This window comes from Campylobacter sp. RM5004 (assembly GCF_022369455.1).
In the GTDB taxonomy this organism is placed as follows: domain Bacteria; phylum Campylobacterota; class Campylobacteria; order Campylobacterales; family Campylobacteraceae; genus Campylobacter_E.
On sequence record NZ_CP059599.1, the window covers coordinates 1,707,549 to 1,720,144 of the forward strand.

At 29.0% G+C, this 12,596-nt stretch carries 14 protein-coding genes; 5 read left to right on the top strand and 9 right to left on the bottom strand.

The window, feature by feature from the left end:
• Nucleotide 1 precedes the first annotated feature (1 nt).
• From AVANS_RS08465 to AVANS_RS08475, 3 genes are all read right to left on the bottom strand, one after another.
• The gene (locus AVANS_RS08465; RefSeq protein ID WP_239817442.1) at nt 2-373 is read right to left on the bottom strand and encodes a hypothetical protein; all 372 of its coding nucleotides are present in this window, start codon (nt 371-373) and stop codon (nt 2-4) included.
• Nucleotides 374-1,804 carry a hypothetical protein gene (locus tag AVANS_RS08470; protein WP_239817443.1) on the bottom strand — a complete coding sequence of 477 codons (1,431 nt, stop codon included), beginning with the start codon at nt 1,802-1,804 and terminating at the stop codon, nt 374-376.
• An 85-nt stretch (nt 1,805-1,889) separates the two neighbouring features.
• A complete protein-coding gene (locus AVANS_RS08475; RefSeq protein ID WP_239817444.1) occupies nt 1,890-3,074 on the bottom strand; it encodes a saccharopine dehydrogenase family protein in 1,185 nt (394 codons plus the stop codon).
• Nucleotides 3,075-3,167: 93 nt separating this feature from the next.
• Between AVANS_RS08475 and AVANS_RS08480 the strand changes: the two genes are divergently transcribed.
• Nucleotides 3,168-3,722, top strand: coding sequence for a YceI family protein (locus tag AVANS_RS08480; protein WP_239817445.1), 555 nt, complete (start codon nt 3,168-3,170; stop codon nt 3,720-3,722).
• A 38-nt stretch (nt 3,723-3,760) separates the two neighbouring features.
• Here AVANS_RS08480 and AVANS_RS08485 read toward each other — a convergent pair whose 3' ends face one another.
• Together AVANS_RS08485 and AVANS_RS08490 are read right to left on the bottom strand one after the other, a co-directional pair.
• The gene (locus tag AVANS_RS08485; RefSeq protein ID WP_239817446.1) at nt 3,761-4,177 is read right to left on the bottom strand and encodes a DUF1090 family protein; all 417 of its coding nucleotides are present in this window, start codon (nt 4,175-4,177) and stop codon (nt 3,761-3,763) included.
• Between the two features lie 9 nt (nt 4,178-4,186).
• Entirely contained in the window at nt 4,187-5,167 is a 981-nt protein-coding gene (locus tag AVANS_RS08490; RefSeq protein WP_239817447.1) for a PLP-dependent cysteine synthase family protein, read from the bottom strand.
• Nucleotides 5,168-5,318: 151 nt separating this feature from the next.
• On the opposite strand from AVANS_RS08490, the gene AVANS_RS08495 reads away from it, so the two are divergent.
• The 4 genes from AVANS_RS08495 to AVANS_RS08510 are packed head-to-tail and all read left to right on the top strand — an operon-like array spanning nt 5,319 to nt 9,173.
• A complete protein-coding gene (locus AVANS_RS08495) occupies nt 5,319-5,570 on the top strand; it encodes a hypothetical protein (protein WP_239817448.1) in 252 nt (83 codons plus the stop codon).
• A 28-nt stretch (nt 5,571-5,598) separates the two neighbouring features.
• A complete protein-coding gene (locus AVANS_RS08500; protein ID WP_239817449.1) occupies nt 5,599-6,705 on the top strand; it encodes an AAA family ATPase in 1,107 nt (368 codons plus the stop codon).
• On the top strand, nt 6,699-8,420 hold the full coding sequence (gene selB, locus AVANS_RS08505; protein ID WP_239817450.1) for a selenocysteine-specific translation elongation factor: 1,722 nt from the start codon (nt 6,699-6,701) through the stop codon (nt 8,418-8,420). Before AVANS_RS08500 ends, selB begins: the two co-directional genes overlap by 7 nt.
• 27 nt (nt 8,421-8,447) lie before the next feature.
• Nucleotides 8,448-9,173 (top strand): thioredoxin domain-containing protein, encoded by a 726-nt coding sequence (locus AVANS_RS08510; protein WP_239817451.1) that lies wholly within the window; start codon nt 8,448-8,450, stop codon nt 9,171-9,173.
• Nucleotides 9,174-9,252: 79 nt separating this feature from the next.
• Here the strand turns inward: AVANS_RS08510 and AVANS_RS08515 are convergent, their stop codons facing one another.
• The 4 genes from AVANS_RS08515 to AVANS_RS08530 are packed head-to-tail and all read right to left on the bottom strand — an operon-like array spanning nt 9,253 to nt 12,377.
• A complete protein-coding gene (locus AVANS_RS08515; RefSeq protein WP_239817452.1) occupies nt 9,253-10,233 on the bottom strand; it encodes a hypothetical protein in 981 nt (326 codons plus the stop codon).
• A gap of 15 nt (nt 10,234-10,248) precedes the next feature.
• Nucleotides 10,249-10,791 (bottom strand): hypothetical protein, encoded by a 543-nt coding sequence (locus AVANS_RS08520; protein WP_239817453.1) that lies wholly within the window; start codon nt 10,789-10,791, stop codon nt 10,249-10,251.
• Entirely contained in the window at nt 10,792-11,355 is a 564-nt protein-coding gene (locus AVANS_RS08525) for a hypothetical protein (protein ID WP_239817454.1), read from the bottom strand.
• 2 nt (nt 11,356-11,357) lie between these two features.
• Nucleotides 11,358-12,377, bottom strand: a complete 1,020-nt coding sequence (locus AVANS_RS08530) for a hypothetical protein (protein ID WP_239817455.1) — start codon at nt 12,375-12,377, stop codon at nt 11,358-11,360.
• Nucleotides 12,378-12,596: the final 219 nt, after the last annotated feature.

The following is a 12,596-nucleotide window of genomic DNA, read 5'->3' on the forward strand; positions in this document are numbered from 1 at the left end:
CTTATTTTGGTTTTATTATTTCAATTTTGTAAAAATTTGTATTATTTGGTGCTCCAAATCTTAAAAACCCACTTTCATGTGCTTTTAAATTAAGCTTTTGATTTATCATTTTAAGATTTGCAATATGCATTCCATTTGAATCAAAAAAGCTTTGTTTTGCTTCTAGATTAATTTCTTTTTTACTAGAATTTAAAAGCTGAATTTCAATTACTAAATTATTTGGATTTTTATTAGTTAGCTCTTTACAAACTAAGTTTTTTTGTAAAGTCTCATCAGTAAAAATCACATTAGGGCAATTATTATTTGCCACTACTTGTTTGCTAACACATGCACTAAAAAGCATTGCTACACCTAAAAATATTGCTCTTTTCATTTATCTTCCTTTTAAAATATGAGTATAAAAAATCCCATAATTTGGACTTTTTACTAAAATTACATAGTGTTTATTTGTATCTAGTTCTGTATTTAAAATCTCTACACCTTCAGGACTTTTGACTACTAATTTGCCATTATTTGCAATTCTTGCTACTTGATAATTTTTTGGCAAACCTACAAAATGTCTTGTATCAGAATGATTTAAAAGATTATTTGCCAAATCAACACCCACACCAGCTAATAAATTTTTCTTATTTGCCTTTACACTAGCTAAAGTTTTACCAACTGTACTTAAGAAAGATTTAGCTATTTCTCTTGGCAAAGCTGCTTGATATTCTGCTGTTACGATATTATCCATATTGCTTATTTGTGAAGTTTTTTTGTTATTTGCATATAAAAATATATAAGAATCGCTACTATATTTTAAAATAGGTATAGAAAAAACTACCGAAGTTATTACTAGATGATTATTATCTGAAGTAGGTTTTAAATATAAAGCATATTCAACATTTTCTGCATCTTTTTGGTAAAAAATTATTGGAATACTTAAATTCATCTCACCAAAAGCTCTTGTTTTGCCATTCTCATAAATTAGCCAAATATATTTATCGTTTTTTGATTTTTCTATATTTTTGCGAATTTTATTAGGTATTTTTTTATAATTAAAATTATTTACTACTAAAGCATGGTCTTGAAAAACTGAAATATTTTTCTCTTGAGTATAAACTTCTTGTAATAAATTAATCGCAAGTGAAGGCCTATCATCAAGAATATAAAACAAACTTGCAAAATAACTAACAAAAGGATTTGAATAATCTTTGTAAGCTTCATAATAAGGTATTTTCACAGAACTTGCTATTTGCATAACCTCATCTTTTTCTTTAGGGCTAAAACTACTTGAGTTAAGCAAAGAATTAATCTTGCCTTCATAATATTCTTTATTTCTTTTTTGTCTATCTAAAGCACGATTAATCTCAACTCCAGCACTATCAAAATCACCTAAAGCTAAATAATCCATTGCTTTATAAGTATTTACAAGCATTTTTTCATAATTTTTGCCTGTATAATCTAAGATATTATCATTTAATAGCATTTTTAATAATTCTTTACCAACTTGCAATGCTATATTTGTTTCATCGTTGTTCTTATGAGCGTTTTCTACTAAATCAAAAGCTTTTATGCTGTTTTTATAGTTTTTACATAAAAACATTTGATAACCATAAAAAGTCCCATTATAAAGTTCATCTTTTACGCTTTTAAGCCCTTCTTCATCAAATTCAAGACTATTTATATTTGTAAAATCGCAATTATTAGTAGAAATTCTAGAAAGCTTTTCATTATTTGCGCTTTCATATCCTAAGAATTGTTGCACTGAACAAGCACTAAGAAGAAAAACCGAAATAAGTGTAAAAGATATTTTTTTTAACATTTTTCCCTTTCAAAAATGTTAGTTTATTTAAATAAAATTAATAAAGATTAAACAAAATGCTAATATTTCTATTAGCATTTATAATTTAAAGCTCTATAATCTTAATCGGAAGACCCATTTTATTCATTTCATCAAAGAATGGTTGTGCGTCGAATTCTTCCATATTAAACACACCTTTGCCACTCCATTTTCCACTAGCGATTAAGTATGTTCCAATTGCAGCAGGAACTCCTGTTGTATAGCTTACTGCTTGAGCGCCAGTTTCAGCAAAACATTCTTCATGAACACATACATTATAAATATATACTTTTTTAGCCTTGCCATCTTTAATACCTTCTATAATGCAGCCTATATTTGTTTTACCTTTTGTTCTAGCACCTAAACTTGCAGGATCAGGTAAAAGCGTCTTTAAAAACTCAATAGGAATAATCTTCATTCCTTGATGCTCCACAGGTTCAATTCCTAGCATTCCAACATTTTTAAGACAATTCATATGCTGAATATAGCTTTGTCCAAAAGTCATAAAAAATCTAATTCTTTTAAGCCCTTTTATATTTTTGCAAAGGCTTTCAAGCTCTTCATGATAAAGCAAATAGCTATCTTTAACGCCAACTTCAGGATAATCGTGCTCTACTTTAATCTCAAGTGGCTTAGTCTCAATCCATTTGCCTTCTTCCCAGTAACGACCATTCGCGCTAACTTCTCTTAAGTTTATTTCAGGGTTAAAGTTCGTTGCGAAAGGATAGCCGTGATCGCCTGCATTACAATCCATAATATCAATTGTATGAATTTCATCAAATAAATATTGCTGTGCATAAGCACACATAACATTCGTTGCACCTGGATCAAACCCACTTCCAAGCAGTGCAGGAACACCTGCATTTACAAAATCATCATGTCTAGCCCATTGTTCTTTATATTCAAACTTAGCTAAATCTGGGTGCTCGTAATTTGCTGTATCAATATAAGGGATTTGTGTCTTGCTACAAGCATCCATTAAAGTAAGGTCTTGATAAGGTAAAGCCACATTTAATAAAATCGTAGCATTAATATCTTTTATAAGCTTAACAACTGCATTTGTATCATCAGCATTAATTGTTGCGGTTGCAATTTCAACCCCTAAACGCTCTTTAATAAAGCTTGCAATTTCATCACATTTGCTTTTTGTTCTACTAGCAAGTGTGATTTTGTCAAAGTATTTGTATTCAGCTGCTTTGTAAGTTGCTACACGGCTAACCCCACCAGCTCCAATTATTAATAAATGTTTCATGATTTCTCCTTTTACTTAATGATAAAATATTTATGATAATGATTAACTTTTATATGGGATTATAATTATCTCATTTTATTTTAGGAGTATATTATGAAGAAATTATTTTTAGCTTTAAGTTTAGCAGGACTTTTAAGTGCTAGTGAGTTCATGCTTGATAAGGTTCATACGAGCGTTGAATTTAGTGTAAAACACATGCTTGTAACAAATGCTAAGGGTAAATTTAAAAGCTTTGATGCAATGATTGATTTTGATGAAGCAAGCAAAACTTTTAAAGTATTTAATGCAAGTGTTGATGTAGCAAGTGTTGATACAAATAGCGCAAAAAGAGATGAGCATATTCAAGCGAGTGATTTTTTAAATGCTAAAGTTAATCCAAAACTAACTTTTGTTATGAGCAAATACGAAAAGATTAGCGATTCACAAGGAAAAATGATAGGCGAATTAACAATCAACGGCGTTAAAAAAGAAGTAGCTTTTGATGTTACAATCAACGGCGTTGCAAACATAGGAGATAAAACAAAATTAGGATTTGATTTAAATCTTGATTTATTAAGAAAAGATTTTAATGTTGCAAAAGATACAGCTGATAGCTTAATCTCAAACGATATTAAAGTTTCGGTTTTTGCAGAAGCAGATAAAAAATAAGAAAGGAATTTGAATTCGGAATTTCCGAATTCAAATTCTTAATAATTATAAGTTTCTTTTAAAGATCTTTTTTGCTCTTTATATTCTCTTTTGATACGATTTTTTTCAGCTTTTAATTCAGCCTTTTTTCTTTTATATTCTTCTTTACTCATCGTATCTTTCATATCGTTTAATTCATCAAGCTTATCTTCAATTCTATCAATTTTACGCTCAGCCTCATCTTCTAAATCATCAATTTTGTATTTTATTGCGTCTTTTCTAGCGTAATAATCATTATAATATCCGCCACCACAATGAGCTTTCACATTAGCTAAAGCGTTTTCTAAACCTCTAACTCTATAATAATTTCCATATTCTTTCGCATAGCTAAGCTCACGCTCTAGCTTATGAATTTTATAAGAGCAATCAGCCATTGCAATACTTGCAATTGCACTAAGTAATAATAATTTTTTCATATCTTCTCCTTATAATACTTTAAATCCGATTAGTTCAACTTTGTTGCTTAAAAATCTTTCTTCATTTTGCATTTCCTGCATTAAATCAGTGCTTAAATATTTTTTATTATCATCAGCAAATACACTAACGCTTACGCATTCTCCGAAAAGCTCTTTTGCTTTTATACAGCCTAAGAAATTTGCACCACTTGAAATTCCAACTCCAAGACCGATTTTTGCTAATTTTTGAGCCATAATAACGCTATCAATATCATTTACAACAATAATATCATCAAGCTCATTTAATTTTACGATATTAGGAACAAAACCATCTCCTATTCCTTGTATTCTATGCTCAGCATTTTCGCCAGGAATACTCATACTAGCACAGCCTTCAGGCTCAAGTGGGCAAATCTTAGCCCCTAATGGCTTTAATACCGAGCCAACACCCATAACAGTTCCACCAGTTCCAACACCTGCTATAAAACAATCAGGCTTAAGATTGTGTTTAGCTAATGTATCAACTATTTCTTGAGCTGTTTTTTTATGAGCATTTACATTGCTTTCGTTCTCAAATTGATGTGGTAAAAACACATTGCCATTTTTAGCACTCTCATCAGCAAGCCTAACGCTACCTTCAAAACCACCTTCGCTAGCACTAACTTCTCTTAATTTTGCTCCATAGCTTTTAATTAATTTTTTGCGTTCTTCACTCATCCAATCAGGCATAAAAATCTCAACCTTAGCACCCAAAAACGCACCTAATGCACTAAAAGCAATCCCTGTGTTTCCACTTGTTGCTTCAGCTATACTCATACCTTCTTTAAAATTGCCAGAACTAATTGCTTCTTGCATAATTTGTAAAGCCATTCTATCTTTTATCGAGCCACTTGGATTAAAATATTCTAATTTAAAATAGCTCTTGCTTTTTTTACCTTTATATAAGTACTCAACTTCTACTAAAGGAGTATTTCCTACTAATTTTGCATAATCATTTAATCTATTTTGCATTTTTTCTCCTTAAATGAAAAAAATTAATTCTAGTAAATTAAAGTTAAAAATAAATTTAAAAACAATTTCAATAAAGATTATAAAAAACAATATCACAGATTAATCAAAAGTGATTATAATTTATAAAATTATTATCAAAAAGGTTAGAGTTATGTTTTCTTTTATTAAAAAAATAGCTAAATCTTTTTTTAACTTATTTAAAAAACCAAAAAAAGTTAAAAAAACTCAAGTGCTAGTAAATAAAGCAAGTGAATTTGTAAATAAATATGTATTTAAAAAAGATGAAATTATAAAATCACAAAAACCTGATATTTTAAAAGAGATTTCATTATTAATTTTAAAAGAATTTGGATTCGGAAAATACATTAACTTTGCTTTAGGCTTTGCTAAGTTATTAAAATAAATCATTACAATGCCCTTAAAGGATATTAATGGTAGGGCAAAGTAAAGTAAGAGAAATTTTTAATGAATTTTTAAAAGCTAAAGAAATTCCACATAGTGTTTTTTATGGACCTAGCGGAGTAGGCAAAACTACTTTTGCAAGATTTATTGCAAAAGAATTAAATACTAATTTTTACGAATTTGATGGTGCTAGTTTTAGCGTTGAAGAGCTTAGAAAAATTATAAAGCAAAACAGCCTTTTTAAACCCTTAGTCTTTATTGATGAAATTCATCGCTTAAATAAAGGCGTTCAAGATGTGTTATTAAAACCTTTAGAAGAAAATAGCTTTTATTTTCTAGCAGCAAGCACTCATAATCCTTTATATTCATTAAATAAGGCTTTATGTTCTAGATTATTATTTTTTGAATTTATGCCTTTAAGCTACGATGAATTAAAAGAGATTTTAGAACAAGTTGAACCAAATTTAAGCGAAGAAGTGAAAGATTATTTAATAAAATCAAGCTCAAATGACGCAAGAGCAATGCTAAATCTTTTTCATCATGCAAATATTTTTGGCAATATTTCGCTTGAAATTTTAAAAGCCTTAAGACCGCAATTTATTAGCAATAAAGAAGATGAATTTTTACTCACATCAGCACTTATTAAAAGCCTTAGAGCAAGTGATGTAAATGCTGCTATTTTATATCTTGCAAGAATGATAAATGCAGGAATTGATATTTTATACATTGCTAGAAGACTTTGTATATTTGCAAGTGAAGATGTAGGGAATGCTAATCCAAATGCTTTAGTAATGGCTAATTCTTGCCTTCAAATTTGTAAAGACATAGGACTTCCTGAAGCAAGGATTACACTTTCACAATGCGTAGTTTTCTTAGCAAATTCTAAGAAGTCTAATTCATCATATCTTGCAATTAATAAAGCCTTAGATTATGTAAAACATAATGAAGCTTTAGAAATACCTACTTATTTAGACAATAATCATCCTGATAAAGAAAAATTTTATATCTATCCACACGATGAGCCAAACAAAACTCAAGAAATGGCTATAAATTGTCCGAAATTTTATGAAGATTACAGCATAGGATATGAAAAAAATTTCGCAATATGGAGAAAGGAAGGACTATATAAATGTTAATAATCTCAACCGCAGGTCATATTGACCACGGAAAAACTTCTTTAATAAAAGCTTTAAATAATTTTAGTGGAGATAACACCCCTGAAGAAATAAAGCGTGGAATTACAATTGATTTAAGCTTTTCAAATCTAGAGCATATCTCATTTGTTGATGTGCCAGGTCATGAAAGCCTTGTAAAAACAATGATAGGCGGGGTGCAAAGCGAATACGCAATGCTAGTTGTAGATATCAATGAAGGTCTTATGCCACAAACTTTAGAGCATATTTTTATCTTAAAAATTATGGGTGTAAAAAATATAATTTTAGTTTTAAACAAAATTGATTTATGGCAAAATTTAGATGAAAAAAAAGAAGAAATACTAAAAAAGCTAGACTTTACACCTATTAAAACATTTTTAGTAAGTGCTACAAAAAATATAGGAATAAACGAATTAAAAGAGTATTTATTAAGTCTTCCTGTGCCAAATTATGAAGATTTTGCATTAAAAATTAATGTTGATAGGATTTTTAATGTAAAAGGCGTTGGGCTTGTAGCAACAGGGATTTTAAAAAGTGGCAAACTTGAATGCAAAAACTACATAAGCGATGAAAACAAAAATATTCAAATAAAGTCAATTGAAGTTCAGCATAAAAGCGTTGATAGCGTAAATGCACCTGCTAGAGTTGCCTTTGTTTTTAAAGGTGAATTAAAAGTAGGAAATATAATTTATTCTAAAGGTTATTTAAGAAGCGCAAATGAGATTTATACTACCTTAGAAGGTGATTTAAAGCATGATGAAAATGTGCTTTTTTGTGCTGCAAATAAGCAAATTGAAGCTAAATATTTAAATTATGAAAAATATGCGAAATTTGTATTAAAAAAACCTATCGCTCTTAGCTTTAATGAGCCTTTTGTGATATTAAAAAATGCTCGTGCTATTGCTGGTGGAGTGGTGCTAAATCCACTTACTGAGCCACTAAAAAAAGCAAAAATGATTGAGCTTTTAAGAGCCTTAGAGCAAAAAGATTTTAAGAGTGCTTTTGCTTTATTAAATCAAAATCACAGCACAGGTTTTGGGCTTTTTTGTGCTCCGCAAAGATTTAATCTAAGCACCGAACAAGCTTTAGAATATGCAAAAATAGTAGGAGAGATTGTAGATATTAAAGGTGCTTGTGTTTATACTAAAAAAGCTTTAGAAGAAGTCAAAACTCAAATCAAAAATCTTTTTATAAAAAATCCTTATTCATTACAAAGTGCAAAAAGCTTAGAAAAATCTTTAGGAACTGATGAGTTTTTATGTGACTTGGCTTTAAAAGACTTAGATTTTTTAGAATTAAATAATGGGCTTTATCATAAAAAAGGCGAAAAAATAGAAAAATTATTAGAAAATAATGAAGAAAAAATCTATAAAGAGCTAAACTCACTAACCCCAAAAGCTCCTTATAATATCTATGATGAGCTAAACTTAGATAGAAAAAGTGGCGATGATATTATAAAAAGACTATGTTCTAAAAACAAAGTAAAAAGACTAGCTCACAATTATTTTATAAGCGTTATTGCTTTAGATGAGTTTGTTAAAAATATTCAAGGACTTTTAAAGCTTGGCGTTGGGGTGCAAGAGCTTAAGAATGAATATAATTTGAGTAGAAAATACGCTATTTCTTTACTTGAATACTTAGACACTTTAAAAGGTGTAAAAAATATTGACAATAAACGCTATTTAATGCAAAATTAAGTTTTAATTTTTTAAGGAGAATTTAGTATGAAAAAAATAATTTTAGCAATGTCTGTTGCAAGCGCTTTAAGTGCAAGTGCAATAAGCGATAAAGTTGCGCAGTTTATCAAAAGTATTACTAAAGCTGATGTAGAAATTGTAAAAATTGATAAAGTTCCTAATACAAACTTTGAAATGATTGAATTTAATATAGTAAAAGATGGAAATGTTTTAGGCTCTGATATATTCTTTAGCGATGGAGTTTATGGAACACCTACTATGTTAAATATAAAAGAAAGCATAGACTTAAAAGAAGAGTTTGTTATTAAAAAAGAAAAAGAAAAATACGAAAAATTAAGCAAATTATCAGGCGATTTTGTAAAAGCAAATCCTGATATGTTAGTTAGCTTAGGCGATAAAAAAAGCGATGTAGCTACCGTTGTATTTAGCGACCCAGATTGCCCTTATTGTAGAAAACACTTAGACGCAATTGAAGAAGATTTAAAAGAAGCAAATGTTAAATTCGTTCTAAGCCCTTTACCAATGCACCCTAAAGCTTTAGTAAAAAGTATGCTTATTTTAGAAGAAGCTAAAAAAGCTAAAACAGATAGTGAAAAAATCGCAATCTTAAAAAAATACTACCAAGATTCAGTTGAATTAAAAGATATTCCAGAAGAAAAACAAGCTGAATACTTAAAAAAAGTGAATGAAAAAATCTTCAAAATGGGAATTAATTCAACGCCTTCAGTATTTACAAACGTAAAAGTAAAATAATTTTTTGGAATTTGAATTTCTTAATTCAAATTCCTATTTTAAATTCTTTGAAAAAATCGTGGAATTTGAAATAGGAATTTCAAACCCTTTTATCATATAAATTCTCACCATTTTTATAAGCTAGTAATAAAGCTAGCAAATCTCTTTCATCTTTTATTTTTTGCTTATTAATTTTACTAAGTATATCCTCCATGCTTTCACGCAAATAATCACTCTTAACTTCTATGGGTTTTCTTTTTACGCTTTCATCTTTTTCGGAATCTTCTTGTGATTTTGGCTCCCCAAAATGCTCTGTTAAGCCGTTTTGCTCTTTGTATAAATCAACTTCTTCTTTTAATGCCAAATATCCAGCCATAAACTCATCAATATCATCAAGGGCAAATAAATCCATAAGCCTATCAGCAAAGCCACCGCTCCCACAAAAAACATCTCCTAGCTTTATACTGCTATCTTCATACATATTTGCTAGATAAAACTTAGGCACACTCATATCCCCAAACTCTGCATTATCGATAGAAAATTTAACTCCTATAATCTTATTTTGCTCTAAAAATTCTAAAAGTTTTGAATCTTTTTTAATAAATGCTTGATTATAAATATTATTAGCCTTTGTGTTTTGTTGTAAGGCTTCTAGTTTAAAAAGAGCCTTTTTATCATCGTTTTCGTTAAAAAGTGCGGGATGTAAAGAATTAATCACTTTTACCATTTCTTCAGCTCCGACACTCTTGCCCGTTTCTATCCAGTATTCTCGCTCTTTTTTACTCATTCCATAAAAAAGCATACCTTCCATAAACTCGCTTTCAAGCATAGCATATAGCTCTGGGTTTTTAGATTCGCTTACACCTAAAAGTATTCTTTGAGTATCGTGTGGGTCATAAGTGCCACACTCATCTTGTGCTACATCTTTTAACAAATTTGCAACTTGCTTTTTTAAATTATCTTGAAAAGTCGCTATTTGTTCTTTTACATTATCTTCGCTTGTCGCTTTTAGCTTTTCGTTATTTGAATTTACTTTTGCATTGTTTATATAATTAGCATTAAGATTTGAATTAATCTGCATAATCTCTCCTTTAGTTTAAACCCTTTTATCATATAAATTCTCGCCGTCTTTATAAGCTAAAAATAAAGCTAATAAATCTCTTTCATCTTTGATATTACGAATATCAAGTTTGCTTAAAATCTCTTGCATACTCTCACGCACATCATTTCCTTTTACTTCTATGGGTTTAGAAGGCTCTTCTTCATATTCGGCTTTTATTTTTAGATATTCTTTTTTAAAATCATCTATGCTTATTTTTTCATCTGCAAATAATCTAAAAAGCCTTTCATCATCACTAAAATTAAATCTTAAATCATCATGATATGTAAAGCTACCACTACTACTATTTATAGGATTTGCTTGTAAAAAGCTTTGCAAATCTTTTTTAATCTCTACATCTGAATGCTTTGCAAAAGCTCTTTGATAAATACTATCTGTCTTATAATCATTTTGAACTTGCAAAAACAAATCAAACATATCATTAGGCTTAGTAATCTGGCTAAGCTCTTTGCTTAAATCTATCTTTTTTAAATCTTTATTAGCTATGAAATTATTTTGCAAGTTAGTATTAATCTGCATTTAAACCCTTTTATTTACAAACTCAGTTTCTAGCATAGATAAAACATAAGCATCATAACTATCTTTTTGCTCCCTTAATGTCTTAACTAAGCTTGCTAAGTTTTCTTTATAGGTTTTAAAATCACTCTTTACTTCAATTGGCTCTCTTTTAATCTCTTTAGTCTCTAGCTCTTTTGCTGCTAAATCCTTAGTAATTGCTAAAAGCCATCTAGGTTTAAATTCTTGTATACTTAAATCGCTATTTAATAAGCTTTCTAGCTCATCATTTAAGGCGATTTGTCCGTTTAGCGAATTTGAATTAGTCATAATAAAGCTTAAAAGTTCGCTTAATTCATTTAAATTGCTTTTATCATCAAGTCCTAGCAATCTACCATAAATAGTAACTTCGCCATTCTTACTAACCCCACTAAAACTCTTGCCCCAATTATCGTGATTATATAAATTAGAAATACCTTTTAAATCACTTACTGGCTTAGCGTTTAAATCTTTGTCAGTCTTTATCTCATCTCTTAAAAATAATTGCTTTAAATCCAAAATGTGTTGATTGTTGTTTGAAATTGTCATGATTAAACTCTCATATCAAATATGTTTATATCTTTTTGGCTGTATTTTAAAGCCTCTTGCAAAAACTCTTCAAAGGTTTCATAACTATCTATATCTTTAGGAGCTTTTAGGCTTTTGCCAATTAGCATTTCATATAATAGTTTTTGATATCGTTTCATAATGCTTTCAAATTCTTTACCATCAAACCCATCTACATTTTGTAATTTTAATGAGCTAAGATCTTTTGGCACAGCACCATAATTTAACCTATCCATAGGAGCAAATCTATCCTCTCCTATTTGCTTAGCATAATCAGTTCGCTCACCTTCTACTAAAAAATAATTGCTTTTAAGAGCTGCAATTAATAAGCCACCTTTTGTGTATTCGTTGCTTTCGGTTTTATAATGTTCTTCATGTGGATTCCAGCAAATTGAAGCAGAGCTACTAAGCCATTTAGCGTAAATATTATCATCTCGTGTTTCATAATAATTAAAAATATTATCATCTGCACCAAAAATAGTTGATAATGCGTATGTGTCTTTGTGCTTTGAAAAAATATTAGAATAATCTTTAGATTTAAAATAATCATTAAATTTTTCATCATTATCAAATATTTGAGTAACTTCTAAGGTGCTTTTTCTCATTTCATATAAATGCGGGGTATTTGATAAAGTATCTTTAGAAAAACTATCGTTTGAGTTTAAAAATTCATCTCCTATAACTTGTCTTACAATATTATAAGCATTACCAACGCTTTTTGCTATATCAATTGATTTACAAGTTTTATAAAGTGATATTGCATTTTCATTATGTTCTACTAGAGATTTTAAACTATCGCTGTGGATTTTATAATTATCAGGAATTCCTGCTGCTTTGTTAAAATCACTTGTAAAAAAGCCATCTTTATCAACTCCGTATCCTAATACAACTCCTACCTTTTTATCATCTACTTTATTATCTACTTTTTTAATCTCGTTATTAGTTTCTTTTTTATTCACATTAATTGTTTGATACATTGCGTAAGAATTCGCCGATATTTTCATAATTACCCCTTTTAATTATTAATATCGGCATTTATTAAAATTATTTAATTCCTATTTCGTAATTCTTTAAAAATTTGTGGAATTTGAAATAGGAATTTAAACCCTTTATTATCAACTTTTATAATCGTTTTTGAAAAATTATTTATGTGGTTTTAATGAAATATTACTTGATAATTTATCTAAATTAGATATTTGCATAATCACTTCTTTATGCAAATA